This is a genomic window from Leptolyngbya subtilissima AS-A7, from assembly GCF_039962255.1.
GTDB lineage: Bacteria > Cyanobacteriota > Cyanobacteriia > Phormidesmidales > Phormidesmidaceae > Nodosilinea.
Window position 1 is genome coordinate 126951 of the sequence record NZ_JAMPKY010000001.1, and the last position, 26696, is coordinate 153646.

At 56.5% G+C, this 26696-nt stretch carries 23 protein-coding genes; 11 read left to right on the forward strand and 12 right to left on the reverse strand.

Annotated features, from left to right (window positions below; all coding sequences use genetic code 11):
- Window positions 1-128: 128 nt before the first annotated feature.
- A complete protein-coding gene (locus NC979_RS00705) occupies window positions 129-1997 on the forward strand; it encodes a hypothetical protein (protein WP_190522793.1) in 1869 nt (622 codons plus the stop codon).
- A gap of 4 nt (window positions 1998-2001) precedes the next feature.
- Here NC979_RS00705 and NC979_RS00710 read toward each other — a convergent pair whose 3' ends face one another.
- The 3 genes from NC979_RS00710 to NC979_RS00720 form a co-directional block, all read right to left on the reverse strand.
- The gene (locus NC979_RS00710) at window positions 2002-2355 is read right to left on the reverse strand and encodes a DUF4870 domain-containing protein (protein WP_190522795.1); all 354 of its coding nucleotides are present in this window, start codon (window positions 2353-2355) and stop codon (window positions 2002-2004) included.
- Between the two features lie 144 nt (window positions 2356-2499).
- Window positions 2500-2676: a 50S ribosomal protein L32 gene (rpmF, locus tag NC979_RS00715; protein WP_190522797.1), complete on the reverse strand. Its 177-nt coding sequence runs from the start codon at window positions 2674-2676 to the stop codon at window positions 2500-2502.
- A 121-nt stretch (window positions 2677-2797) separates the two neighbouring features.
- Window positions 2798-3139 carry a hypothetical protein gene (locus NC979_RS00720; RefSeq protein WP_348253514.1) on the reverse strand — a complete coding sequence of 114 codons (342 nt, stop codon included), beginning with the start codon at window positions 3137-3139 and terminating at the stop codon, window positions 2798-2800.
- Between the two features lie 308 nt (window positions 3140-3447).
- On the opposite strand from NC979_RS00720, the gene NC979_RS00725 reads away from it, so the two are divergent.
- Both NC979_RS00725 and NC979_RS00730 read left to right on the forward strand, forming a co-directional pair.
- Window positions 3448-5394 (forward strand): caspase family protein, encoded by a 1947-nt coding sequence (locus NC979_RS00725; RefSeq protein WP_190522801.1) that lies wholly within the window; start codon window positions 3448-3450, stop codon window positions 5392-5394.
- A gap of 162 nt (window positions 5395-5556) precedes the next feature.
- Window positions 5557-6057 (forward strand): DUF427 domain-containing protein, encoded by a 501-nt coding sequence (locus tag NC979_RS00730; RefSeq protein ID WP_190522803.1) that lies wholly within the window; start codon window positions 5557-5559, stop codon window positions 6055-6057.
- 45 nt (window positions 6058-6102) lie between these two features.
- On the opposite strand, the gene NC979_RS00735 is transcribed toward NC979_RS00730, so the two are convergent.
- The 4 genes from NC979_RS00735 to NC979_RS00750 form a co-directional block, all read right to left on the reverse strand.
- Window positions 6103-6912 (reverse strand): hypothetical protein, encoded by an 810-nt coding sequence (locus tag NC979_RS00735; RefSeq protein WP_190522804.1) that lies wholly within the window; start codon window positions 6910-6912, stop codon window positions 6103-6105.
- 252 nt (window positions 6913-7164) lie between these two features.
- Entirely contained in the window at window positions 7165-8511 is a 1347-nt protein-coding gene (gene murD, locus NC979_RS00740) for a UDP-N-acetylmuramoyl-L-alanine--D-glutamate ligase (protein ID WP_190522807.1), read from the reverse strand.
- 7 nt (window positions 8512-8518) lie between these two features.
- Window positions 8519-10654: a glycine--tRNA ligase subunit beta gene (gene glyS, locus NC979_RS00745; RefSeq protein WP_190522809.1), complete on the reverse strand. Its 2136-nt coding sequence runs from the start codon at window positions 10652-10654 to the stop codon at window positions 8519-8521.
- Window positions 10655-10780: 126 nt separating this feature from the next.
- Window positions 10781-12010 (reverse strand): adenylate/guanylate cyclase domain-containing protein, encoded by a 1230-nt coding sequence (locus NC979_RS00750; RefSeq protein ID WP_190522811.1) that lies wholly within the window; start codon window positions 12008-12010, stop codon window positions 10781-10783.
- 280 nt (window positions 12011-12290) lie between these two features.
- Between NC979_RS00750 and NC979_RS00755 the strand changes: the two genes are divergently transcribed.
- From NC979_RS00755 to NC979_RS00770, 4 genes are all read left to right on the forward strand, one after another.
- Complete coding sequence (locus NC979_RS00755) at window positions 12291-13190, forward strand: CPBP family intramembrane glutamic endopeptidase (protein ID WP_190522813.1); 900 nt, start codon at window positions 12291-12293, stop codon at window positions 13188-13190.
- 430 nt (window positions 13191-13620) lie between these two features.
- Window positions 13621-15051 (forward strand): lysophospholipid acyltransferase family protein, encoded by a 1431-nt coding sequence (locus NC979_RS00760; protein ID WP_190522815.1) that lies wholly within the window; start codon window positions 13621-13623, stop codon window positions 15049-15051.
- A gap of 36 nt (window positions 15052-15087) precedes the next feature.
- On the forward strand, window positions 15088-15855 hold the full coding sequence (locus tag NC979_RS00765; protein ID WP_190522817.1) for an SDR family NAD(P)-dependent oxidoreductase: 768 nt from the start codon (window positions 15088-15090) through the stop codon (window positions 15853-15855).
- A 100-nt stretch (window positions 15856-15955) separates the two neighbouring features.
- Entirely contained in the window at window positions 15956-16558 is a 603-nt protein-coding gene (locus tag NC979_RS00770; RefSeq protein ID WP_190522819.1) for a DUF4126 domain-containing protein, read from the forward strand.
- A 50-nt stretch (window positions 16559-16608) separates the two neighbouring features.
- Here NC979_RS00770 and NC979_RS00775 read toward each other — a convergent pair whose 3' ends face one another.
- Window positions 16609-18144, reverse strand: a complete 1536-nt coding sequence (locus NC979_RS00775; RefSeq protein WP_190522822.1) for an alpha-amylase — start codon at window positions 18142-18144, stop codon at window positions 16609-16611.
- Between the two features lie 203 nt (window positions 18145-18347).
- On the opposite strand from NC979_RS00775, the gene NC979_RS00780 reads away from it, so the two are divergent.
- The 3 genes from NC979_RS00780 to NC979_RS00790 all read left to right on the forward strand — a co-directional run bounded on the left by NC979_RS00780 (window position 18348) and on the right by NC979_RS00790 (window position 20825).
- Window positions 18348-18533 (forward strand): hypothetical protein, encoded by a 186-nt coding sequence (locus tag NC979_RS00780; RefSeq protein ID WP_190522824.1) that lies wholly within the window; start codon window positions 18348-18350, stop codon window positions 18531-18533.
- 197 nt (window positions 18534-18730) lie between these two features.
- Complete coding sequence (locus NC979_RS00785; protein WP_190522826.1) at window positions 18731-18898, forward strand: hypothetical protein; 168 nt, start codon at window positions 18731-18733, stop codon at window positions 18896-18898.
- A gap of 265 nt (window positions 18899-19163) precedes the next feature.
- Window positions 19164-20825, forward strand: coding sequence for a transglutaminase domain-containing protein (locus NC979_RS00790; RefSeq protein WP_190522828.1), 1662 nt, complete (start codon window positions 19164-19166; stop codon window positions 20823-20825).
- A gap of 106 nt (window positions 20826-20931) precedes the next feature.
- On the opposite strand, the gene NC979_RS00795 is transcribed toward NC979_RS00790, so the two are convergent.
- Entirely contained in the window at window positions 20932-21612 is a 681-nt protein-coding gene (locus NC979_RS00795; RefSeq protein ID WP_190522830.1) for a transcription termination factor rho family protein, read from the reverse strand.
- The gene (locus NC979_RS00800; RefSeq protein ID WP_190522833.1) at window positions 21612-22955 is read right to left on the reverse strand and encodes a ParA family protein; all 1344 of its coding nucleotides are present in this window, start codon (window positions 22953-22955) and stop codon (window positions 21612-21614) included. The genes NC979_RS00795 and NC979_RS00800 overlap by 1 nt, the downstream gene beginning before the upstream one ends.
- Window positions 22956-23151: 196 nt before the next feature.
- On the opposite strand from NC979_RS00800, the gene NC979_RS00805 reads away from it, so the two are divergent.
- Window positions 23152-23373 carry a hypothetical protein gene (locus NC979_RS00805; protein WP_190522834.1) on the forward strand — a complete coding sequence of 74 codons (222 nt, stop codon included), beginning with the start codon at window positions 23152-23154 and terminating at the stop codon, window positions 23371-23373.
- On the opposite strand, the gene NC979_RS00810 is transcribed toward NC979_RS00805, so the two are convergent.
- Window positions 23339-24667, reverse strand: a complete 1329-nt coding sequence (locus NC979_RS00810; RefSeq protein ID WP_190522835.1) for a glycosyltransferase family 4 protein — start codon at window positions 24665-24667, stop codon at window positions 23339-23341. The two genes, NC979_RS00805 and NC979_RS00810, sit on opposite strands and share 35 nt — an antisense overlap.
- 675 nt (window positions 24668-25342) lie before the next feature.
- Window positions 25343-26695 carry a leucyl aminopeptidase family protein gene (locus tag NC979_RS00815; RefSeq protein WP_190522836.1) on the reverse strand — a complete coding sequence of 451 codons (1353 nt, stop codon included), beginning with the start codon at window positions 26693-26695 and terminating at the stop codon, window positions 25343-25345.
- Window position 26696 lies beyond the last annotated feature (1 nt).

Sequence of the window (26696 nt, forward strand, 5' to 3'; positions counted from 1 at the left end):
CGTTTAACAGATATCATCGAGCCAGTCTAGCTCAGCTCTCCCACGCTAGCAAAAAGCTGTGTGGCGATTGCTGTAAAGACCCTAAAGTGGCCTATGGTATTGGTTGTAAAGACGTAGAGAATAGCAGCATGGGCACGACACAAGGGTTCATCCGCAAGGTCATGGGACTAGGACGGCGGGTTGTGGCCCTCTGTGCGATCGCGCTGCTCACTTTTAGTCTGGCTAGCTGCGCCAAACCCGTGCAGCCCACCGAACTGCTGTCAGAGCCTACCCCCCAGTCCAACCGTCTCACCGGGCAAATTGCCGAGGTGTCTCCCCCCGAAACCCTAGAGACCCTCAAGCAAATTATTGACGCCTACACGCCCCAGGTGCGTATTCTAAGCCCCCGCCCCGGCGAAGTGGTAGACGACACCAGCGTCTCGGTGCGACTCCAGGTGCGTGGTCTGCCTCTGTTTAAAGACGACGACTATGAACTCGGCCCCCATCTGCACCTGTTCCTAGACAACGAACCCTACAGAGCTGTCTACGACCTGTCAGAACCTGTTACCTTTGACGGGCTCTCCCCCGGTACCCATACCCTGCGCGTGTTCGCCTCACGCCCCTGGCACGAAAGCTTTAAGAACCAAGGAGCCTTTGACCAGCGCACGTTCCACATCGTGGCCCCCACGCCTCAAAACGAGCTCAATGCTAAGGCTCCCCTGCTCACCTACAGCCGGCCTCAGGCGACCTACGGGGCCGAGCCAATCATGCTCGACTTTTATCTCACCAATGCGCCTCTGCACATGAGCGCCCAGGCAGAGGCCGACGATGATCTGCACGACTGGCGCATTCGCTGCACCGTCAACGACCAAAGCTTTGTGTTTGACCAATGGCAGCCCATTTGGCTCAAGGGCTTTAAGCCGGGACGCAATTGGGTGCAGCTTGAACTGATTGACGAAAGCGGCAACCCTATCGACAACCGCTTTAACAATACCGTGCGCATCATCGACTATCAGCCCGGCGGCAGCGACACACTCTCTCGCCTAGTGCGCGGTGAACTGGGTCTGAAGGACGTGGCAGGAATTATCGACCCCACCTACGTGCCCCCAGCCCCCCCAGCTCCGGAGCCGACAATTGAGACCCCCGAGTCAGAACCTCAGCCTCCCTCCGCTGAAATAGAAACGCCAGGGCAAAATGCTCCTGAGCCTGGGACTACTCAACCAGAAATCGCTGCTCCAGAGTCATCCCAATCTGAAGCGCAGGAGCAACCCGCACCTGAATCAACTGCTCCAGACACCGCCACCCAAGGTCTTCCCCCAGTTGAACCTGAAGATGAGACGCCGCCCACGCCATTGCTTCTGCCAGAGAAATCAATAGAGTCAGAGGCGGCTAAGGAAGATCAACTTATGCTAGAAGACGATAGCACTGGGAAGGATGCCGAAGAGGATAGCCTGGAGTTTGAGCGCCCTGTTGAAGAAGCCCCTGCCTCGATCGCACCTGAGTCAAAAGATGCCATTGAGGATATGGTGCCCCCAGCAGATTTAGAGATTCCTCCCGTGCTGTCGCCCCAGGTAGAGCCCGAGCCTGTACCCGTGCTCCCAACTCCCCCCGCAATCTCAGAACCTACTCCAGAACCCAGCCCAAAAGGGTTGCTTAATCGTTTTAAGCAGTGGCGCAACCCAGCCAATTCGCCCTCCGCGCCCGCTAACCCCACCCCAAACACACCAGAAGATACCTTCGATCAGCTTCCCCAGGCCACGCCTGTCCCAGATGGGTTGTCTAACCCAGAGGCTGATGCAGCCCCTGAGCTACCTAGCGTAAGACCCGAGGAGGACGAGCCTACCGAGCCTTCTCTAGGTGAGGAACAAGCAGAGCCCAGCCCGCCCAGCACCGAAAAAGCCCCTGAGGCAGATTCCCCAGAGGCCGAGACCGACGAGCCTACGGAGTTGCCCCGCATTGAGCAGCCTAAGGTTGCGCCGCGATCGCCCCTAGTCCCAGAGGCGCGTCCGTTTATTTAGCTTGCTAATTTATTAATCGCAGCGTTAAGGGATATCGATAGGCTGTCCCTTCGTTAGCCTTAACTGCCGCTAAAATGACCAAAACTAACCAGGCGATGCCCAAAACAATCATTAAAGGAATCCCAACTAGCACAAAAATCAATACCCCTGCAACCACCATATAGATGGTCATGGAGATATTGAAGTTGAGCGCTTCCTTAGCTTGGTCATTGACGAAGGACATTTCGTCGCGCTTAACCAGCCAAATGACGAGAGGCCCAATAATATTGCCAAAGGGAAGAACAAAGCCAGACAGAGCGCTGAGGTGAGCAAGCATAGCCCACATGCGCGATTCTGGGTTGGAGTCGAGCTGGTTCATGGTGGTGGCAGAATGGAATAATCTGCCGCCAAGCTAACTTAAAAAGCAGGATAGACGCTCTATCCTGCTTACAAAATGTAGTATTCAGTTGCTGAATACAGACGAGGCAAACCCACAAGGGCCCATGAACATCGCCCTAGCACTTTACTCTTCGTCGTCGTCCTCTTCATCGTTGGGATACACAAAGCTAGTAGACCGCCCGGTGAGCACAGACTTGCCGAGGGACATGGCTTTCTTAGCCTGAAGCGCTGCGGTGCGCTTCCAGGTGGCGCGACGCTGGTCACGCTTTTGTTTGGAGGTTTTCTTCTTGGGAACCGCCATGACAGCAATACTTTAAGACTTCACAACCTTTCAAGCATAGGGCAAGAGGCTATTCTATGCAATTTTATTTTTCTGTCTAGCCCTGCGGAGCTCAACTACGCCTAGAACGATTGTCCCAGCGTTAGAGTTGATCGCCCGCATCCTCATCGCCGACCAAGTACCTAGCCGCTTCAAAGTAATCCGCCCATTGCGGTACATCGGGCAGGAGCTGCCACTCGCTGCGGCTGACCGGCACCGTAAGAATGGGGACAGAAATGCCCTGGTTGTCGCCAATGACGGTAACAATGACGTCGGTCATCAGCACATCGGCGTCGAAGCTGCGCTGAATGGCGGCCCGAGCGATAATTTCGGAGCGCTGCACTAGAGTTTCAAAACTTTCGCCCTGTTCGCGCACCAGGTAAAGGTTGACGCGCGACGTGTAGGCTTGGGCTGCGGGTGGGGTAACCAACGACGGCAGGGCCACACTCCCTAAACCCACCAACGCAGCTAGGGTGAATCGTGCTCCCAGAGACGCAATGTTGGACGGCCTATTGTGTCTTTTAGCGCGCCCATTTTTTAAAAGAGACATCAATTCCATGGACTGCTGCTCCACACATCCTCGCGGGATGTCCAAAAAGTGCTTTAACTCTAGCTATAGAGCCGCCAATCGTCAATTAAGAATTGTCGCCGTCTAGGGTTGCCGGTCTGAGCTTCCGTTTGGCCGAGCAGGCGCTACTATGGCAGGGGAATTTTTATCCCTCAACTCTGCAGTACGAGAGGCATTCAAAAGGCATGGCAAGCCACTGGCCCGTGATCGTTGGCATCAATCAATATCAATCGCTTCAGCCCCTGATGTACGCCCAGTTTGATGCCCTCGAACTGCGAGACTTTTTGGTGGCCGAGGTGGGATTGCCGGCCCAGTATTGCTCGCTGCTGACGGATATTTCGGCGGTGGTCTATGAGGGGGCGGCTGCGCCAACCCGCGAGGTGATGCTGCAACGGTTGGCCCAGAGCTGCGATCGCGCTGGCCCCGAAGATACCGTGTGGTTTTTCTTTAGCGGCTACGGGGTGCTGTGGCAGGGGAAAGATTACCTACTGCCCATTGATGCTGACCCCAATCGCATTGAGCAAACCGGCATTTTGGTAGAAACGCTGCTGAATCAATTGGCCCAGGGGAATCAGCGCCAATCCATCGTCATGCTCGACATGAACCGGCCTCAGAGCGCTCTCAGCCCTGCTCCTGGGGGCAGCAACCTAGGCGATCAAACCCTGTCTCTGGCTAAAAGTCTGGAGATTCCTCTGGTGCTCTCCTGCCAGCCCAACCAGTTTTCTCAGGAGACGCTGGCGGTGCGCCACGGGCTATTTACCGAGGCCCTGATTGAAGGCATGCGGTTCCACGGCTGTTTGACCTTGGCGCAATTGGTGAGTTACCTGCGCGATCGCGTGCCTGAGCTGTGCCAGCACCACTGGCGACCGGTGCAAAATCCTGTGGCATTGGTGCCTGCTGGCCAGCAGTACGCCATGCTCGTACCCCCAAGCCTGGTGGGCCAAATGCCCGTTGGCGTCATGCCCCCGCCTGAGATCTTGTCAGAACCTCAGCCAGAGCCAGAAATTGCCTTGCCGGTAGAGCCGAGTCCAGGCTGGTCGGTTTACCCAGCTCTGGTGCCTATAGATCCGCCCAACAATGAATTTGCTAAGCCTTGGCCACCGACCCAGCCGCTAGAACCGAAGCTGCTGCCGGGAGTTCTGCCTGAGGCCACGAAGCCGTCCGCTCCGAGTCAACCAACTGCCTCTAGCCTGGTGCCCTGGCAGCGCTGGGGAATTTTGGTAGCGGGCCTCCTGCTGCTCGGTGTGCTGTGGCGCAACCAAGAGAGCTTTGTGGGGGGAGGTTCTGCCACCGCGCCATCCGTCGTCCCCCCTACCGATGGGGCTGTTGTGGGGGGAGTTGCCAATCCTGCTGCTGAGACGGTTGGGGAACCCCTATTTCCAGGAACGGCTGCGAGTGGTGCCGAGGCCCTAGCACGAGCTAGAACGGCCCTTGACCAGCGTCAGTTTGGCGAGGCGCTGAGCTGGCTAACCCAAATTCCTGAGGGCGAACGTCCTGAAGATTACGAAGCCCTGGTTGACCAAGCTGAAATGGGCTATACCAACGCTGAGCTGTCGGGGGGGGCTGCCCTCAACCAGGCCCGCCGTCTGATTGAGCCGGTTTCGGCCTCCCTCTTTAACGATGCTATTGAGCAGGCTCGGCAGGTGCCTGTTGGGGATCCGGCCTATGACCAGGCTCAGGCTGATATTGAGCGCTGGAGTTTGGTAATTTTAGACCTTGCCGAAGGTCGAGCCGCTGCAGGTGATTTAGATGCAGCCATTTCGGCCGCCCGCCTTGTGCCTGAAGACCAGGGTGAGACCTGGGGACAGGCCCAGGCTCAAATTCAAAAGTGGGAGCAGAGTCGAATCAACCGGCAGCTGCTGCAAGAGGCCCAGAGCTTACTGCAGCCCGACCAGGCCACCTCGTTTCAGTCGGCGATCGCGATCGCTCAGCAAATTCCCCCCGACTACCCCGAGTCGGCGATCGCCCAGGAGCGTATCGATCAGTGGAGCCGAGATATTTTGGCGATCGCCCGCGCCCGCGCTGCCTCTGGCCAGCTTCCCAGCGCCATCTCTGCCGCGGGCCTAGTGCCCCCAGGTACTAGCGCCTATGAGCAGGCTCAGCAGGAGATTCAGCAGTGGCAGGGGCAGTGAGGGTAGGGGGTGGATGGGTGGGAGGGTAAATGGGTAGAGGGTAAATGGGTAAGGAGTTTATGCTTGAGACAATGCACTGCTAATAAATCACATTCAAATCCAGCTCTACTAATCCTCTTACCCCAGACCCATCCACCCCCCTACCCCTTTACTCCTTAACCCATGTTTTCTCCCCCCAACCGCATTGCCCCCGGTCCTGGTCAAGAATCCGTCTGGGATTACCCGCGTCCGCCCCGTTTAGAAGACTCGACTCGGCACATTCGCGTGGTGTTTAACGGTGTGGTGATTGCCGATTCGCGGCGCACCAAGCGGGTGCTAGAGACTAGCCATCCGCCGACATACTACATTCCTCCTGAGGATGTACAGATGCAGTATTTTCAGCCGGTACCCCGCTCGACGTTCTGCGAATGGAAAGGGGCAGCGGTGTATTTCACTGTAGCGGTGGGCGAACGGGTGGCCGAGCAGGTTGCCTGGGCCTATCCTCAGCCTACGGAAGCGTTCGAGAGCATTGCCAACTACATCGCCCTCTACCCCAGCCGCATGGAAGCCTGCTACGTCGATGATGAGCTGGTGAAGTCCCAGCCTGGCGACTTCTACGGCGGCTGGATTACCTCAGATATCGTTGGCCCCTTTAAAGGCGACCCCGGCACCTGGGGATGGTAATTCGGGTGGGCTATCCCTTACTCATCCACCCATCCACCCATCCACCTACTCCTCCCCCGTCTCCGAGCTACAGGTCGGCGCAATCCCCAAGTTGTCGCGGCTGGTGGTCATAATATCCACCGTGCGCTTAAGCTTGGCTTCTAAAAATTGCTTGTGATCGAGTAGCTGGCGCAGCTTTTGGTGACGGGCGATCGCCAAACTAATCGTGGACAGTTGCTCGGGTGGGCAGGGAAAGTACTGCACCCGACCGTCAGAGTCGAGGCTGCACAGACGATAGCCAGGACGGCCCAGATCGGTGCCGGCAGGGGCCGACTGCTCTTGGGGTGACTCTAGCGATTGACACAGCTGCTCGACGTAGCTGGAGAGGGCTTGGGGGTCGCCATGGCGCAGCAGGGCAGCATCGAGGGCAGCGGCTTGGCCAAGGTGCTCATCTACGGTCTCGAGCCAGCCATCGACGATCGGCCCTTCCATATAGAGGGTCTGAATGCGATGCACTGTCTGTTTTAGGTCTTGGTGCCAGGCTTCTACTGCCATTTGAATGTCTTGCAGCACCTTAACTGCTAAGGCTGGGTTGGCGTCGTGGCGGTGGCGGCTAAAGGTTGGCGATTTGCGGCGCGGTAGCAGGGGCAAATGCGAGAGCTGAGCCTGCACTGGAAAGGGAGCTAGGTGGGCCGGGGCATTCATAGCCTGGAGCACCGGCTTGGAATCAGCGCCGCTAGCAGGAGTATCGGCGCTGGCGGGCCTGCTGACACCGATGGTAAATGAAACTGGCCGTTGAGCAGAACGTCCTTCCCCGGCACCCACAGTAGGGGAGGGCACTGCAGAAAACTCAGCAGAATCAAACGAGTTGTCCATAGGGCATAAGAGAGACTGAGTCAGGCGGATGAGGGTAGATCAGGAACTGACTTGGGAAATGATTGCCCTGGATCAAATGGTTTGAAGGGCAGAGTTAGGCACCATCTGCTCCAATTTATACCTGAATAGTCAGGTTTAGACCAGCAAAAAGGTTTGCAGGATATAAAGTTTAGAAACTTTCAAATTGCAACCTTAACAACAATTGTTCTAGCTTTTGAACATTTCCTGAGCCCAACTTAGACGTTTAAGGCCCTAGGAAAATCGCTCCTGGCAAAGCTGGCGGAAGTGTTCGCCCCGCTGCTCAAAGTTGGGATACTGATCAAAGCTGGCACAGGCGGGGGAAAGCAGCACAACTGAGGCCCCCAGGGATGGGGCTACCTCAGCACCCCGCTCCACTGCTCGCTCCATGTTCTCGACAATGGCGTAGTTGCGGTAGCCTGCGGTCTCTAGGCGCTGGGCAAACTGGGGGGCGGCGTCGCCAATCAGCAGCACGGTGGCGGCCCGTTCGTGAATGCGCTGCACCCAGGCGGTGTCGTCGCCTTCCTTAGCTTCGCCACCGGCAATCAGCACGGCTGGGGCCTCTACCGATCGCAGCCCCACCTCAGCCGCATCGTAGTTAGTCGCCTTTGAATCATTGATGAAATCAATCCCCTGCCAGGTGCAGATGTGCTCTAGCCGATGGGGCACGCCGGGGAAGGTGGTCACTCCAGAGGCGATCGCCTCTGCATCCAGCTCTGCCAAGCAAGCTGCCGTGACCGCCAGCAGCAGATTTTGCTGGTTGTGGTCACCCACCATGCGTAAGGCATCGGCCCGCACGATAGGAATGCCTTCAAACTTTACCCAACCCTCGTCGATGTAGGCGGTGGGTCGCAGGGGCGCAATGGCCCGCTTCCCTGCGGCGCTCGTCCAGTAGGCAGAGGGAAACTCCTCCGGCATGTGCTGGCGCAGGTAGGGGTCGTCGCCGTTGAACACCGCCAGCTCTGAGCGGTGCATCAGCGTGGCTTTGATCTGGGCGTAGTTCTCGACGGTGCCGTGGCGCTGCAGGTGGTCGGGGGTGAGCGTAGTCCACAGGCCAATTTGCGGAGCCAGGGTAGCCGAGGCCTCAATCTGGTAGCTGCTCAGCTCGGCAATCACCCAGTCGGGCACCGTTGATTCTAGGGCCAGTTCGCAGGCGGCATAGCCAATGTTGCCGCAGGCGGGCGCATTGAGCCCAGCGGCCTGGAAGATGGCGGCGGTCAGGGCCGTGGTAGTGGTTTTGCCGTTGGTACCGGTAATGCCGACCCAAGGGCGATCTTGCAAGAACCGCCAGGCCAGCTCGGTTTCGCCAATGACTTCCAATCCGTTCTCGCGGGCGGCTACCAGGGCGGGGCTATCCCACGGCACGCCGGGGCTGACCACTAGCAGGTTGGTGCGGCTATCGGGCACAAAGCTGTAGTCGAGCAGTACGGTGATGCCGTCCTGGCGTAGGGCTTCCTGCTGGGTGACTAGGGCGGGGCTGGTGCCGCGATCGCTCAGCACTACCTGCCAGCCTTCGCGGTGCAGCAGCCGCGCTGCCGCTACTCCTGACTTACCCAGACCAATTACATGGGCGTTTTTCATGGCATCGCTATCCCTTAACGATAGCGCCAAAGTCGCCCAGTACCAGGGCGTGGTTGCGCAGCAGCCCCAGCAGGTTGAGGCGGTTTTGCCGCACCGCTGGCTCGTCGGCCATCACCAGCACGCTGTCGGGGCCATCAAAGAAGCCGCTGACCACCGGGGCTACCTGCTCTAGGCCCGCCACCAACCGGTCGTAGTCACGGCTAGCCTGGGCTGCCTGGGTCTGGGGCACCAGGGTTTTGAGCGCTGCCAAGAAGGCATGCTCGGCCTTAGCCTCTAGCTTGACCTCAGCAATCACGCCCTCGGGGTCGAGCACATTGGTGTCGAGGGTGCCCTGGGCGGCCAGGCGGGTGGCCCGGTTTACGGTTTCGTAGACCTTATCCATGCGGCCGTTACGGCGCATAGCTTGCAAGAACAGGGCGCGATCCTTGACATCTAGCGGATCGCTGAGGGCGCGATCGCTCAGTACCGCGTTCACCAAGTCGTAGTCGATGCCCTGCTCGTCTTGCAGCAGCGTCTGCACCCGCTGCAAGAAAAAGTCGTGGAGCTGGGTGCGCAGCGCTTCGGGGGCGTTGATCGCCAGGGTTGGATCCTGAGCAAAGTCTTGCACCACGGTATCGAGCAGTTTCGCCAAATTTAGGGGCAGCCCCGCCGCCCAGATAATATTTAGCACCGCGTTGGCGGCCCGCCGCAGGGCGAAGGGGTCTGAGGAGCCCGTGGGCAGCTGGCCAGTGCTAAAAATGCCAACTAGAGTGTCGAGGCGATCGGCAATGCCCACCACCTGCCCGGCCAGGGTTTGGGGCAGGCTATCCTGTGCGCCCTTTGGCAAATAGTGCTCGACAATGGCGGTGGCTACGGCCTCCGGCTCGCCGCTGTGGAGGGCATACTTTTGCCCCATCACCCCCTGGAGTTCGGGAAACTCGCCCACCATTTGGGTGACCAGGTCGGCCTTACACAGATAGGCGGCGCGGCGAATATGCTGGCGGGGCTGAGCTCCTAGGTTGAGCTGGTCGCAGAGGTGGTCGGCCACGGTGCCAATCCGCTTTACCTTGGCGGCCATGGAGCCCAGCCGTTCTTCAAAAGTGACGGTTTCGAGCTTGGCCACAAAGGCGTCGAGGGGCTGGGCGCGATCGGCGTCGAAGAAAAACTTGCCGTCGGAAAGGCGGGCGCGAATCACCCGAGCGTTGCCCTCGGCGATAATTGCGTTTTTGCTGGGGTCGCCGTTGGAGATGGTGATAAAGCTAGGCATCAGCGCCAACCCTTCGGCCTTCTGCTTCAGCGGAAAGTAGCGCTGGTGGCTCTCCATTTCGATGATGGCGACCTCTGGCGGCAGGTCGAGAAATTCGGTGTCGAACTTGCCCACGACGGCGGTGGGCCATTCCACCAGATTAGTGACTTCGTCGAGCAGGGCAGCAGAAATCATCGGCACGCCCCCCAGGGACTTGGCCTTCTCCTCGACCTGGTGCTGAATTAGCAGGCAACGGGCGGCGGGGTCGATTTCAACGTAGGCGTCGCGCAGTGCCTCGACGTAGTCTTGGGCGCGACGTAGTGGTACGGGCTCAGGGTGCAGCACGCGGTGACCCTGAGAGATGCGATCGCTCGTACAGACCAGCGACCCATTCTCGAGGGTGATGGGCAGCACCTCGTTATCCATCAGCGCCACCAGCCAGCGAATCGGGCGCGGAAAGCGCAGGTCGCCGTCGCCCCAGCGCATAAACCGCTTGCCCTCCAGCCCCAAAATCCACTGGGGAATCAGCTCGGTCAAAATATCGGTGGCCGCCCGCCCCCGAATCTCTTGATTGACAAACACAAACGATCCCTTGTCGGTGTCGCGCACCTCTAGGGCAGATACATCTACGCCCCTAGATTTAGCAAAGCCCTCGGCGGCTTTAGTCGGCTGACCATCCTTAAAGGCCGCCTGGGCCGGGGGGCCTTTGACCTCTTCCTGGCGATCGGGCTGGCGCACGGGCAGCCCGTCGAGCATCACCGCCAGGCGGCGGGGGGTGCCATAGAAGCGCACCGCTTCGGGGGCTAGAGCTTGCTCTGTCAATTCGGCAGGAATCCGGGTCTGCCACTGGTGGAGGGCATCGCTAACGAAACTGGCGGGCAGTTCTTCGGTGCCAACTTCCAGTAAAAATGTCGCCATAGAGTAGAGGTATGAGTTAACCGGGCATGATCTCGGGGGCCGTCTTGAGCACTGTACCGGGCTAAGCTATGCCGTGTTTACAGGATAGCTAGCTCAGCGGCCCGAATTTTTAGTCTCCCCAGTCTATCAAGCTTTTTGCTCAGGGCCGCTGTATTGATAGGTAGTCAAATAGCCATGACCTTTGACCATCACCTGGCCCACTTCTTCAAAGGTATAGCGGTGTTTGAGGTGCTGGTAAGTCGCCTCGGTAATTTGAATTTTGCCCGGCACGCCGTGGGACTCCATGCGGCTGGCGATATTGACAGCATCGCCCCAGAGGTCGTAGCTAAACTTTTTAATGCCAATCACTCCGGCCACCACCGGCCCAGTGTTGATGCCAATGCGCAGCTCAAACTTTTGCCCATCGTTGCGGGTGATGTGGGCGGCCGCTTCCTGCATAGCCAAGGCCATTTCCATGATGGCCTCGGCATGGTCTGGTCTGGGCAAAGGCAGCCCCCCCACTACCATGTAGGCATCGCCGATAGTCTTGATTTTCTCTAGCTGGTACTGCTCGGCCAGGCGATCGAAGGCCGAGAAAATCTGATTGAGCCAGTTGACCAGCTCTAGGGGGCTAATCTGAGCGGCCAGGGGAGTGAAGTTAACAATGTCGGCAAACAAAATCGTGACGTCGTCGAAGCGCTCGGCCAACGACCCCTCGAGCTGTTTGAGCTTGTCGACCACCGCCCGCGGCAGAATGTTTAACAATAGCTGCTCTGACTTTTGCTGCTCCAGGCGTAGGGCCTGCTGGGCCTGTTCGCGCTCCTGCATTTCTTGCTGAAGCTGAAGATTTTGAGCCTGCAAAAGCTGGGCTTGGCGGCGCAGAGCCTTTTGCAGATCGGCCAAGAGGTTAGTGGCGCTGCCCGCCGAGACCGCCCGCTGTGCCTGCTGCCGCAGCCGTCGCTGCATGCGGTGGGTGGTCACCTGGGCCTTAATGCGGGCGGCGGCCTCTTCAACCCAGAGAGCCTGGTCTATGTAGTCGACCACGCCAAATTCAAAGGCCCGCAGGCGTCGAGCCAGGGCCTGATCTCGGCCAATTACGGCTATGGCTACCTGGCGAGTGAGGGGCCGTTTTTTGAGGCGGTGACACAGCCGCATAGCGGCCGTATCAAACTGCTCTAGTGCTAGCAAAATTAGGTCGGGAGGAGTTGCTTCGGCTGCCGCAATGATGTCGTCTTCGCCAGTGGCCTGGTGCACCTCGTAGCCCGCGGCTCGTAGCACGTCTAATAACTCCACCAGAGGCCCCAAGGGGCTATCGGCCACTGGTGCCACTAAAATGATGCCGGGAATTGCGCCGGAATCTGGCGAAGCGTTGGTCATGGGGCCCTGGAGCAAGAATGACAGCCCCCATAACTATAGGCGCTGACCCGGAGGCGCAGAACAGTCACCGTCAATAAGCACCCTGCGGTGGGGCAGAGGATAAGCATCCTAGTTGGGGCTAAGCCCTGCCATGCTGCCCTCGGTCAAGGGCATAGTGCCTCAGTTATAGCGCTCCCTAATCAATTCATGGTTGAATCGGGGAAAACCGGATCAACTGCATCACCGGATAGCTTGAGGGCTGATTTCGCTGATTGGCGGTTTCTAGAACGGGTTTTGGTCTATGGCAGCGTGCGACAACAATCCGTTTCTGGTCCTGAAAGCCCGGCTGGTGGTGGCGACGTTTTTTGCTATTTTCATCGGCTGGCTCATGGTGTTGGGCACTCTGGGGGCCCTAGAGCTGTTGCCCCTGGAGGGCGATGACCCAATTTTGGCGCCCATCCTCTACAGCCTAATTTTTTTGGGCCTGTGCGGATCGATCTTGCTGGCGGCCCGGCGATCGGGCTTGCCCCTCAACCTGGCGGCGCTGCTGGGCTCTTGGCCTAGACGGCTGGCTTGGGTGCAGCTGCTGTGGCTGGTGGCGGGAGTGTTTCTGTTTTCGCTGGGGGCGTTTCAAGTGTCGTACCTAGGTTTGTCCGTGGTGGCTCCGGGGCTGGTGGAGGCCACGCTGCGGCAGTCGCTGCTGCTATCGGCTGACCAAGCGACGGATCCGAGTCTCTATAACGGGCTGATGCTGTTTTCGGTGTTGGTGGTGGCTCCCATTACCGAGGAGTTCATTTTTCGTGGTGTGCTGCTGCACCGCTGGGGGATGAAGTGGGGGGTGCGCCCGGCCATTGTGTTGACCTCGGTGCTGTTTGGGGTGCTGCACTCCAATTTGATCGGGCTGTTTGTGTTTGGGGTGGTGATGTCGCTGCTGTACCTGAGTACGCGATCGCTGCTGGTGCCCATGGCCGCCCACGCGATCAACAATGCGATCGCCTCAGGCATAGACGTTCTCTCTAACCAGCCCACCGCCAACACTATCGACACCCTGGCGGAGTTTCGCGCCAGCTGGTGGCTGGGGGTGCTCTGCTTGCTGGTGTCGGCTCCCTGGGTTTTGCGCTATGTGGTCTATCACTGGCCCAAGCATCGGGCGCTGCTGCCCTACTTCGCTAACCAAGGTTGCCGCCGCCACCCTGAGTAATACCACCGGCCTTGCCCTTCCCTGCCTGGGGAAAGTTGGCCAGGTTACGTAATTCCCTGGACGCCGCCAGGGTCGAAACCGAAGAGAATAAATTTAATTCTGAAGAACGCATGCAGGTCAGCTCAGCGGCTCACTTGGGGGCATTTGAACCTAAGAGCTGGTTTGTTTGAGAAAGCGTCCTTACAGGTAAATGTGTCTGACTCCAGGGGGCTTTCAGGGGTCAGACACTTTTATTTTTGGGGTGGTCCACAGAGGTGGACGCCTTGGTTGTGTGGTTCCGTAGCAGCGTCCTTCTCCTTTGGGAGGGGGACGTTGCTGTTTTGGGGCCTGAGGCTGTGATAGTCAAAGACTGGCGAAAGGCCAACGCAGGGGGGGGAATCTGCCCTACAGTGGGCTATGGAAAACTCGCCTACTGCTCCGGAGTCTGCCGTTGCCTCAGCTCAATCGCGCCCAGCCGCCCCTTGGCTTTATTCCGCCCCGCTACAAGTCCTGGGTGGTGCAGGGCTGCTATATCGTGCTGCCCCTGATGCTGCGGCTGCGGCTGCGGCCCTGGCTGCCGGCGGGCATTTGGCCGGTGACCTGCCACAATCCTGAGGTGTTGGCGGATTGCTTTCGTCAATTTCAGACGGGCAAAATTCGGCTGATGATGGCCTTTCGCCACAGCCAGGTTGACGATCCGTTGTGCCTGTCGTATCTGTTTTCGCGACTGGTGCCTCGGGCGGCCCGTCAGCGCGGTTTTAGCCTCAAGCGACCGCTGCACAGCTTTTTTATGTACGACCGGGGCATGCCTCTCTGGGCAGGGCGCTGGCTAGGCTGGTTTTTCGCCGCCATTGGGGGCATTCCGGTGCACCGGGGTCGGCGGCTTGACCTTAAGGCCCTGAAGGCGGTGCGCGAACGGATGATGAATGCGCCGCTGCCGGTGACGATTGCCCCCGAGGGCGCCACCAATGGTCACGGCGAAGTGATCAGCGACCTGGAACCGGGCACGGCTCAGCTGGCCTTTTGGGCGGTAGAAGATCTGCAAAAAGCGGGGCGTTCGGAGCAGGTGCTGCTGCTGCCGGTGGGGCTGCGCTACATCTACCCCCGCCCCGACTGGGCGGCCTTGAATCGGCTGCTGGCCCAGCTAGAGGCTGATTGTGGCTTGCCGGTGCAGTCGTTTAGTGAGCCGACGGCCATGGGGCCAGAAGACTACTATCCTCGGCTGCTGACCCTGGGGCGGCACCTGCTGGGCCGGTTAGAGCAGTTTTACCAGCAGTTCTATAATCTGTCGCCAGCTGCCGAGCCCGAAGATTCTGAACATCCCGCCGCGATCGCCCAGCGGTTGAGCCCCTTGTTAGACGGCTCGCTCAAGATCGGGGAGCGATTCTTTGGCCTACCCCATACGGGAACTTTGGTGACCCGCTGCCGCCGCCTCGAAGAAGCGGGGTGGGCCTATATTTACCGCGAAGACATTGCTGACCTGAAGCAGCTCTCAGCCTTCGATCGCGGCTTGGCCAACTGGATGTCGGAGGAAGCCACGCTGCACATGCGGCATATGCGCTTAGTAGAAAGCTTTGTGGCGGTGACGGGCACCTACGTAAAAGACAAGCCTACCTTTGAGCGCTTTGCTGAAACTACCCTGATTCTCTTTGACTTGGTGGAGCGGGTGAAGGGGACAAGGGTGCCCAAACGTCCCCAGCTGGGTACTCGCCAGGCGGTGATCAGTTTGGGGGAGCCGATGAATATTAACGATCGCTGGTCTGACTATGCCGAGTCACGGCGATCGGCGAAGGCTGCGGTGGAGACGTTAACGGCGGATATTCAAGCGGCAATGGAGGAGCTAATTCTGACGGCTGATGCCGCTGGGGGAGAGGCGTCATGACCCAGAAGTCTAACTTTGTGGAATGGCCGAGCCGCTATGACTGCTGAATTGCAAAACGATCGCCAAACCGGCTTGGTGGTGGGTGCTAGCCAAGGCATTGGACTAGGCTTTGTGCGGCAACTGCTGGCCGATGGGCGCTTCGAGCGGGTGTATGGCACCTACCGTCGGCCCGATACGGCCCAGGGGCTGTTAGCACTGGTCGAACAGTCGCCTCAGCTGGTTTGTCTGCCGGTAGATGTTACCGATGAGGCCACGATTGAGGGGGCGATCGCCCACATTCAAACCTTGACCCCGCGGCTGCACCGGGCGGTGTACTGCGTGGGGGTGCTCCACGACGGCGACTTTCAGCCTGAAAAGAGCCTGCGGCAGCTCACCAGCGAAAACTTGATGCGATCGTTTCAGACCAATGCCTTTGGGGCGGTGCTGTTGGCCAAGCACCTGATGCCTCTGCTGAAGCACGACCAGCCCAGTATTTTTGCCGCTGTATCGGCCAAGGTAGGCAGCATTGGCGACAACCGCTTGGGGGGCTGGTATGGGTACCGGGCTTCTAAGGCAGCGCTGAATATGTTCATGAAAACGGCCTCGCTTGAGTACGCCCGCCGTAGCCCCAATACCACTCTGGCTCTGCTGCACCCCGGCACCACCGACACCCGCCTGTCGGAGCCCTTTCAGCGGGGGGTGCCGCCGGAGAAACTGTTCTCGGTGGAGCGCACGGTAGCACAGCTCATGGCGGTGATGGATGGCCTCACCCCCGCCGATAGCGGCGAGTTTTTTAGCTGGGATGGCAGTCGCCTGCCGTGGTAGAGCCAGGCTGCCACAGATCTCTGGGGTTGTTGCTGGCTGGCTCGGGGGCTATTCTTAGGCCAAGGACCGGCATTTAGGAATAGTTGGGGAAGGACGCTCCATGGCTCTAAACCTTATGGATCTGCAATTGTTGGAGAGCATTGGCTTGGGCCTGGGCCTAGGGGTTGCCGCCGGATTTCGCGTAGTGGTGCCCTTTTGGGTGCTGAGTGCCGCCGCCCTATTTGGCCATCTACAGCTGACTAGCGGCATGACCTGGCTGAGCAGCACTACCGCCTTTGTTAGCCTTTCCATTGCTCTAGTGGTCGAAATTTTGGCCTACAGCGTGCCCTGGCTCGACAATGTGATCGATACCGTAGCGCTACCGGTGGCGGCAGTGGCGGGCACGCTGCTGATGGCGATCGCGGCTAACCAGCTTGACCCTTTTGCCCAGTGGAGCGTTGCGATCGTGGCCGGGGGCGGAGCCGCTGCCACGGTGAAAGGGTTGAATGGTCTGACCCGGCTAGTCTCCACAGCCACTACGGGCGGCGCCACGAACCTGATCATTGCTGGGGTGGAGCTGGTAGGGGCGATCGTGATCTCGCTGCTAGCTCTGGTGGCTCCCATCGTCATGTTTGTGCTGGTGTTGGCAGTCTTCATTCTGCTAGTGCGGTTTGCGATCAAGGCCTTTTACCGCTCGAAAAAAGCCGCTCCAGAGGTTGAATAAAGGGCATCCAAGTAGGATCGCGTCTGCTGACCAACCCCACGATTATGTAGCTAGCGGCTGAGCTTTGCCTCCACATGGAGGGCTAGGGCAGTCATCTCGGGCAGCGTGGCGGTAAATTGCCCGGCGCGGTTGACCAGCACAACTTTGGCATTGTTGGCACAGGCGGCGCCATCGGCGCTGAGACCCCCCTGCACTACATTGCAGTAGCGGCCCTGGGGCAGCTGGGTTTGAAAGGTGTGGGTCAGGGGTTCGGCCTCGCGGTTAATAGCGACAAAGCCCAGGTTGCCTCGGCCAAAGGCGATTTGGTTGGCCTGGTTGCTCCACCAGTTGGTGACTTCGGCCACGGATTGAGTGGCGTTGCGAAAGCCGACCATGCCAGAAATAGCTGGCCAGCGGTGCTCACAGACCCATTCATCAGAGCAGTTGGCCTGGCCATTTTGGTAGACGGGGCGGGTGGTGCCGTCGGCCTCGGCGGGTGGTCCCTGCTCCGAGTCGTCGAAGGCAAAGCTCGACATCACTTGGGGCTTGCCGTAGGGAAAGGCCAGCATAAATACGTTGGCCAGAGCGTAGAGGTCGCCGTTTTTGTAGGTGAGGTAATCACCGCCGCCACCATGGCCCCGTTGTTTGTCGTGGTTGTCGGTAAAAACTACTGCTTGGCTAGAGGGGGCCAGGCCCCAGCCCTCGCCTAGGGTTTGCAAGTTAGCTAGGGTCTCACCCTCTAAGCCTAGAAAGGCCTCGCCGATAAAACGGCCATACTTAAAGTCGAGCACGTTGCCGCTGTCGTAGAAGTCCTGTTTTCGAATGGCCTCGGTGCCGGGGTCGATCACTTCTTGGTAGATGTAGAGATTGGTGTCGGGGTGGCGATCGCGCAGTTGGTCTAAAATTTGCCCTAGCTCTTCGTTGCGAATGTGTTTGGCGGCATCGATGCGAAAGCCCGCTACGCCCATGTCGACCAGTTCACTCATGTAGTCGACGATGGTGGTCTGCACGGCGTTGGAGCTAGTGTTGAGGTCGGCTAAACCCACCAGCTCGCACTGGGTGACGTTTTCGGCATCGTCGTAGTTGGTGACGGGCTGGCGGCAGTTGTGAAAGTCTTCGGAGGCGTAGAGGTCGGGATAGTCGTATTTGCTGAACCGGGTGCCGGCGCTGCCCACTCCGCTTTCAAAGCCGGTCATGTGGTTGATGACGGCATCGGCGTAGATGGCGACTCCAGCATCCCGGCAGCGATCGATCATGGCTTGCAGGTCGGCACGGCTGCCGCTGCGGCTTTCGAGCTGATAGCTCACCACCTGGTAGCGCTGCCACCAGGGATAGCCGTAGTCGGCCAGGACAATGTGCTCGTGGGGTGGCGAAATTTGCACGGCTCGGTAGCCGTTGGGGCCGAGGTAGGTTTCGCACTCGGTAGCAATGTCGGCCCAAGTCCATTCGAACAGGTGCACCAGGGTAGTGGGGGTGGCTGATGCGGCTGGTGCTTGGGTAAGTGAGACTTCAGATGACAGTGCCGGAACTAAAGCACTGGGAGAAAACAGCATCACCAGGCCCAGTAGGCTGCTGGCTGAGACTGCACCCAAGACGATTTTCCACATAGGGGTATTTGGTCTAAAACGTATAAAAAACTACATTTTCAAGCAATAGCGTTGACTATTGTCACCGCTATCATGCACCTTCAACCCGCAAAAATAACCCTTCCCAGCTAAGGCCTGAGCCGGGTTGAAGAGAGTTCGGCCAGGGCTGCCATCCAGATAGGTATTAGTCGCGGGAGCGGCGGCAGAGGTTGCCAGGGTTGGCCATGGTTGCTGATGGCGAAATCGCTAAGAGTCTCGATACCATCGTTGTGATTGGGTGCTGGTTCCCTAGGCGAGCACCACATTTCAAACTCAACACTAATTTGATCAATGCTGATGCCCTTCAGCCTGAGCCTTATGGGCTACTGAAACTGGTGGTCTGTCACCTGGAAGAAGCGATCTTTTTCTAGCTGAGCTAAATTCAAAGTGGAACTAATGCAATTGTTCTATCAGCGGCTGGTGTTCCTTGGGGTGAGCTGTCGTGAGCACCTCTAGGCAGCAAACCTACCGCATGGCCTACAGAGTGGCCCTGAGCCGAGTGGTTGCTTAGCCTCTTTTCAGAAGCAAGGGTGCGTCCTTCACTATCCATTTAGCCCCCAAATTTCCTATGTTCCTTCCATTTTGTGCCCCCCCTTCCGCCGAATCGCGTCGCCAGTACCAGCGCTATAAGTTAGAGATGATGAAATCCTGGCGCGATTCCCTAGAAGCTCGCCTCGCCGCCCTCAATGCCGCAATTAGCACCGTGGAGCAGCAGGTTAGCCAGGAAGGCGAATAGAGCGAGGTGAGGGAGGTGATGCGGGGATGATAGGAACGCTCTTGGACTTCTCTATCTTCCTCATCCTCCCCACCTTCCTCATCTCCCCTATCTTTCTCACTCCCCCCACTTCTCTCACCTCTCCAATGAGAGAGATTGACTACAGTTTTCTTACGATGGGCTAGGGAAACTACACTTTTTGCCGTCTTAGTCCCCTAGGATATGACCTGAGCGGGTGCAGTTGCGGCTCCGCTAGCTATCTTCGTTTTGGGTTGCTCCGCTGGTTATGCCTGACTCTCCTTCTATATCCCCGGCCCTGCCCCTGGCGGGTGCTTCACTGCTTCAGCCGATTGGAGTCAAGGCGCTCTATGGCCTGACTTTGCAGGGCGATCGCCTGCTGGCGGTAGACCCTTTTCGCGGCTACCTGCTGCGCATCGATCCCAAAACCGAACAGGTAGAAGTTCTCAATACCTCCCAGGCTGAGGCTTTTTATGGAGCGACGGGAATTGCCTGTTGGCAAGATCAGCTGTGGTTTAGCTGCGATCACACCGTCTACACCACCACCCTTGGCGCCATGCAGCCCGAGCCTTTGCTGACGCTGCCCTACCCCGCCGATGGCGTCGCCGTGTGGGAAAACACCCTCTACGTTAGCTGCAAAAAGGGGGGCTGTATTTTTGTCTGCGATCGCACCTCGGGCCAGCGCATTACCCAGTTTTCGGCCCCGGGCATTGGGGTAGAAAATCTCTCAGTGTGGGGCGACTATCTGTGGGCCTGCGACCAGACTGAGCAAACCGTCTACTGCCTTGATCGCGCCACGGGCGAGCTAATAGTCAAAATGCTCACCCCCTTTGATAACCCCACTGGCATCGCGGTGCCGCCCCACACCACCCCCGACAGCGGCACCGTTTGGGTGGCCTACGCCGACGAAGAGCCCTACGTGCGCGACGACCCCAACGGCGAAGAGCCCTATGTGCTGACCTTTCGCGATCGCACCCTCATCCATCCTCTCAGCTATCGCTGGTACAAAGAGGCCAACTACTGCCGCACCACCGGCTACCTGGTCGAAATGACCTACGTCGAAGAAATCGACACCCTCGAAGACGCCCAGCCCCTAGAGAATGTGGAGTGGCGCATTGCCTTCCCTACCACGACCGATCGCCAGCGGGTTAAGTCGGTAGAGCCGGTAGGGTTGCCCTTTACGGAGGTGCAGCAGGCGGGCGATCGCATTGCCTGCTTCCGGTTCGACCGCATTGACCCCAACCAGCGCCACCTCTTTGGCTGGAAGGCCCTAGTCGAGGTCTACGGCATCAAGTACCAGCTCACTCCTCGCCAGGTCGAGTCGGCCCCGCCCCTGCCCCAGGACTATGGCCCCCGCTACCTAATCGACGATGACGAACTGTCTATGGATAAGCCCGCGATTCAGGCGGCCGCCCGCGAGAGCGTGGGCAGCGAAACCAATCTGCTGCGCCAGGTGCTCAGCATTCGCAACTACGTCTACGACAAGCTGTCTTATGCGGTGACGCCGGCGATCGAAACCCCTGAGGTCGTGCTCCAGCGGGGGCGCGGCTCCTGCGGTGAATACGTCGGTCTGCTGCTGGCCCTAATGCGCCTCAATGGCATCGCCTGTCGCACCGTGGGCCGCTACAAGTGCCCTGCCCACGCCGACCAGCCCGGCATTTACCTAGAGCCCGACTTCAACCACGTGTGGATAGAATTCTACGTGCCTGGTTTTGGCTGGGTGCCCATGGAGTCGAACCCCGACGATGTGCAGGAAGGCGGCCCCTACCCCACCCGCTTTTTTATGGGCCTGCCCTGGTGGCATGTGGAAATGGGCAAAGAAGTATCCTTTGAAAAGCTGGTGCTGCCGGCGGGTAGCCCAGACACGCGCCTGGGCGACATCGCGGTTAATCACATGCGATTTAGGATTATGGGCGAACTTGTCCCCTAGGGTTTGGCCACCAAGCCACGTATCGGCGCATCGTGAGTGCCCAAAACCTAATTCTTAGCCCACCTGAAGGCCATGAGTATAAGTGGGCATCCGTTACAACAGATGCTTAAGCTGCTGCTAGCAAGGCGACTAAATCTGCTTTCTTGAGCTTAGAGAGTCCTTTGAAATCGCGCTTTTGGGCCATGGTTTTGAGCTGTTGGGTGCTGAGCGACTCTAGCAGCTGACGGTCTGTAATTACCTCTGGCATGGGCTCTGGCGTGAGGTAAAAAACTTGCTCTAGCGTTTTTAGTTTTTTGCCAGCAGTGATGCGGCAGCCGAGTTTGGTAATGGGTTGCAGGTTCTTCCAATACTGGCGGGGAGCTGCATCTAACCGGGCTACTAAAGAAGCGTGACTGACGCCTTTGAGGGGAGTGCTGGGTTGACTCATTAGGTAATCTAGCGCGGCAGAAATCTCCTCGCGGCTGGCGGTGGAAAGGTTGGTTTTTGGCAGGGTTTCTTGGGCCAATGCTTGAGTGATGGCGACGGTCTCTGGCGCATCATCGGCAATAATACACCAAACTTCTTCGAGCCCGGCCTCGGCGGCGACGGCATAAATAAACGAATTGCCAATCACCTGATACTGATCAGGCGCAAGTTCTTTGACCACAAGCGGAACCCAGTTGCGCCCCTCAGGCCCGAGCTGGCTAGCTGCAGATTGAATGAGATATTCGTGGGCTTCGGTAGGTTCGCCAGGTTCAATTTCATCGAAGGGCAGGCACATTAAGTTGCCAATGTCTGAAAGACTCATTAGAGAAAATACTCCTTCACAAGATTTAGGTATTGCTCCCGCGCCGCTTTAAACGCAAATGCGGCCGGCATATGCATAAAATCAGCTCTTGATATGTAAGCCATGTAGGGAATGCTGATCATTTTGCGGTTCTCATGCCCTTGACTAGATTTCGGATAGAAATAAGGCTTGAGATCAAAACCATCAAAATTGGCTTTTGCATCTTGAATAATTTTGTCAATGGCTTGATGCATCAGCTGAATAGCTGGGCCGGTAGGCTTGAAAGTGTTGTTCATGAAGATCGGCAGTGCAATTGGGCCAGACTCACCAATCTGCTGACGTTCCTTTTGGATCTCAGGAATAAAGCGAGTGATAGCCGTTCCCGCATTTTGCAGGGAATGCAGATTGTCATGTCGTGCTGGAATTAAAACTGCATCGGCAGCGAAAATAGCTTTTTTAGCAAAAAGCCTCCAGTTTGGAGGAGCATCAATAAGGATGTAGTCATAATCGTTTTGCACTGATTCTAAAGCACGCTTTAAAGCATGTAGTTTAAGTTGTTGGCTAAGTTTAGCTTCGTCAAGATCGTTAGCCATCCCTTCGTCCGCAAGAATAATGTCAAATGAGGGAGGCCTTTGGACTTTTGGATGCTCTAATTTATGGGATGTTATAATTTCCCTAATATCTGGATCCCTGCTTTTAAGAATATTCAGCAATTTGCCTTGTAATGGTTGTAGATTAAGAGAGTCGCCTAAATCACTCTGATTAGGTTCAAAATCTACAATAAGAACCCGCTTTTTTAGAAGAGCTAAAGTGGTAGCTAGATTTAGCGTTGTCGTAGTTTTTCCTACGCCGCCTTTATTATTGTAAACCGTAACTATTAACGCTCGTTTTGGTGATTCGATGCGTTGTTTTAGATCTCTAGCAACACGTTGAATATCAGTATTTAATGGTATGCAAGGTGTTTCGGGGTGAATTACCTTGCCGTGCTTACGGAACAACTGCACATGCAAAGAGTTCACCAGAATGCCCCACTTTACCGATTCGGAGGCTGGATCTAAAAGATATCCCTTAAGTTGCCTAGCTGCTTCACGGTAATGATTATGATGTTCGTCCCCTAAATTTCTGACTCGTCCTTTGACCTCCATGTAGAGGTATGGGTGCTTTAGGTTTTGAGAAAAAATGTTGTCGTCACTATTTTTACGAGCAGCGTAGTCAACTCTGGGCTTTCCACCTATAGGAAACTGACTAAACCTTTCTGAAGCCCCGAAGCCTAAAGCTTCTAGGAACGGCGGGGCAAAAACCTCCATGACTTGGGCTTCAGCAGCATTTGGCAGAAGATTTTGAAAGGCTTGATCTAAATTCATGGGGGCGATCGCATGGCTTTAACCCTTTGTACAAAAAGAAGTCTTGAACACCTGAGCATTCAAGACAAAGTTGATAAAAGCTTTATGGACCATTTGTAAGCGCAATGCCTTGTGCAGAGGTGCGATCGCCTTACTAAACTGTGATCAGCACCCCTGCACGATAAAATGGGTCAGTTGAGTTATTCTCTTTAACTTCATGTCTATTTCTAAAGACGAGGCCAAGCAGCTACTAGAGCGCATGATTTTTGATGCCACCGACCCCCAAGACTGGGTGCAAGATGTGTGGGGTCTCAGCCCACTGATGGGCGACAGTGCTGCCAAGCTGCTAGAGGCTTTCTATATCCTCATCGACTGTTGCCCCGACGAGCAGCTTGACAACTTAGTCAAAGGACTTTATCGAGACCAACTAGAGTTTTAGCTGCTTTCTCCTTCGGCACAAAATTGGGCTTCGAGTCGGCGTTCAACAGGGGACGATGGGCTGTTTTTCGTCCGTATTTACTGATATCCAGGTTGCTTCTACAGATCTTTCGAACAACATCTTCCACCTGCGCTTCCCAACTTTTTGAGTACGAAAAGAATTGTTCTCTCAGAGCCAGAGCGTTTTTTTGCTTTTGCCGATAAAACTCTTTGTCCGTTGCCAGCTTCAAGATAGCGTTCAAATAATCGTCTACGTTGTCAGGGGCAACTTCCACCGCTGCATCTCTGACTACAGATAATGCTGGGCAAACAGGAGATGTGACAATTGGTTTTCCCATAATGACGCCCTCGGCAACAACCTTGTTGAATCCTTCAACAAAATCTTTAGTTGTTGGAACAGCAATAACATGGGACATTTCATACATCTTGCGAAGCTTATTGCGATCGCAGTGCCCATGGAGAACAAATTGCTTCTCAATGCCGGCTTCCAAAGCAGCCGCTTTAAGCTTTTCTACCTGACTACCAGTACCGCAAATGTTGAAAACACAGTTAGGATTGGTCAGGATAAATCTTTTCGCAACCTCTAAAAGTAAGTAGATGCCTTTGCTTGATTCCACTCTGCCAGCAAACAAAACCTGAAATTTCTCAGATTCAGTATCGTAATTTCGGCTCTTGATGTCGTCAAGAAACTCTTTTCTATAGGCAGGAACAAACGTCCGAATAGGGCGGCTGCGACCATTGGTAATTTTGATGATCTGATCTTTAATGTCTTCAGAGACGACGCAAATCTCTACACAGCCGTACCGAAAGAACCAGCTATTCAGCTTTTGAATAATTTGCTGCACAGTGCTAGGCCGCTTGTATTTGGGCCATAAAGTGCAGTGAATTGTGGGAATAACCTTAATGCCAAATAAAGGAAGAATACCTAGTAGGAACCAAAAGGTTCTGTCTTCAGTAACGATTAAAATATCAGCCTTGAAGAGAATTACTGAAAAAATCAGTCTCAATCCTGACCAAAGCTGACCAGCGAAGTAGGCCATGCTACTTCTGGATTGATGTTTTAGAGATCTAAATTCAATTTTAAAGTCATTATCTTGAATGAGGCCTTTCTTGTCTCTTGACGAAATAAGCCAAGATTTTGCATTGAATTTTTTGGCTAATTCATAAAAATGTTGAGCGTAGGTGATTGCAAAGTGAGAAGGATCATCTTGCCCTAAAACCCAATGCATATACACGCTCGTAGCGTCTACAGGGGCTGAAGAATATACTAGTTTTAACTGTTTAGCAGAGTTCATAGTTAGCAGTGGGGGCAGTTGTGTTGAGGGTTTCTGTACCAATCGCCACACAGCGTCTTGTGTGTTATCTCAATGACATTTAGAACTAATATGGCGGCTTGCAACCTGGCGGAATTAGCATGCCGACTTTTTGAGGGTTTTATCTATATATTTGAGTTCTTATCAAATAAGATGAGCGCTGAATCATATCGAGCTTGAAACTATTGATAGTCAAGCTCAATGATATATAAAGCCGCCGAGCGAGCCATACGCCTTTAGATAGGCTTTAATGCCTAGTTTTGACAGAACTATTCCTGGTTTTATTAAGCTAAGTTGAAGATAGTGAGTCTAGCTTTGCGATCGCGAACTAGAGCACTAAAGGAAATCTCAGTTTTTGGTTTTGCCAACGTCCTGTATTTCAACACTCCGGGCGGTTCTTAATGGCCAACGGCAGAATGCAAACTTTACCCTCTGCTGCCCTGGCTTGGTTAAGAAGAGATTATGGTTGCAGTGGTTGCTCGGAAAACGGTCAGCCTATTGGTATTTACGCATATAACAAATAGACCAGAGTGAATGCTATTCGCCCTGGTCTATTTGAGGTTAAAAAGCTAAGCTACAGAGCCGCTAAGAGGTGGCTAGACGAGCCTCCTGGCCCTCTACACTCCACTACGCTCATTACAATGCCAAAGTTTCAGGCTAGCCATTTGCCACTGTCTGTCGAATTAATTCAAACATTGCCCGCATGCCCATTGCCTCGCCGCCTTCGGGCCGACCGGGCAGGCTGCGCACGTTCCAGGCCATTAGATCGAGGTGTACCCAGGGAATCTCAGGCCGGATGAACTCCTGCAAAAACAGAGCAGCGGTAATTGACCCGCCAAAGGAGCTGTTCGAGATATTGGAGAGGTCGGCCACGGAGCTATCGATCATGTTGCGGTAGGGCTGGTGCAGGGGCAACTGCCAGAGGGGGTCATCGACGGCTAGGCCACAGGTCAGCAGCGTATTGGCTAGCTCGGGTCGGTTGCTAAAGCAAGCGGGTAGCTCAGTGCCCAGGGCAATGCGGGCTGCCCCGGTGAGGGTGGCAAAATCGACTACCAGTTGGGGGCCGGGTTCTTCGCACACGGCTTCCCAGAGGGCATCGGCCAGCACCAGGCGACCCTCGGCGTCGGTGTTACCAACTTCCACCGTTAGCCCCCGACGGGAGGGCACCACATCTAGGGGGTGAAGGGCATTGCCGGCGATGCTGTTCTCAACCGCCGGAATGAGCACCCGCAGGCGCACGGGCAGATGGAGACCCATGATCATCTCGGCGAGGCCAAGGGCGTTGGCGGCACCGCCCATGTCTTTTTTCATCAGCTTCATGCCGGCGGCGGGCTTGATGTCGAGACCGCCCGTGTCAAAGCAGACGCCTTTGCCTACCAGGGTGACTTTGGGAGCATCGGGGTTGCCCCAGGTGATGTCGAGCAGTCGGGGAGCCTGAGTATAGGCGCGCCCCACGGCGTGAATCATGGGGTAGTTTTGCTCAATCAGCTCATCGCCAACCAGGGTAGTGAGGTTGGCAAGGTGGCGATCGCACAGTTTCTGAGCCGCTGCCTGAAGCTGCTCTGGCCCCATGTCGCCTGCGGGGGTCGTGATCAGATCGCGCACTAGGGTGGTGGCCGCCACAGTGGTGGTGACGTAGGCAGTGTCGGCACCAGCCGGGGGCACAAGCTCTGCCGCCGGAGGAGGGGACTGGCGCTTGTAGGGGGTAAAGCTATAGCGGCCCAGGCACCAGCCCAGCCAGAGCTTGGTGGCTGTGGCAGCGGGCCACTCATCGGCGAGGGTGTAGGTATGGGGTGGCAGGGTTTTGGCCAGGTTTCCCAACGTCCAAGTGTCGACCGGGTCGGGTTTGCTCACCAGAACTTTAGCCAGGTTACCCTCGGGCCCGGGCACTAGGCAGACGGTACTAGGGTCGGCCTTGAACCCTGTGGCCTGGGCCCAAGCTTGGCCGTCGGCGTGGTCTTTGGCAAGGTCGGTCTGATTTACCAGGTAGATGGGAATCGGCGTTGACAAC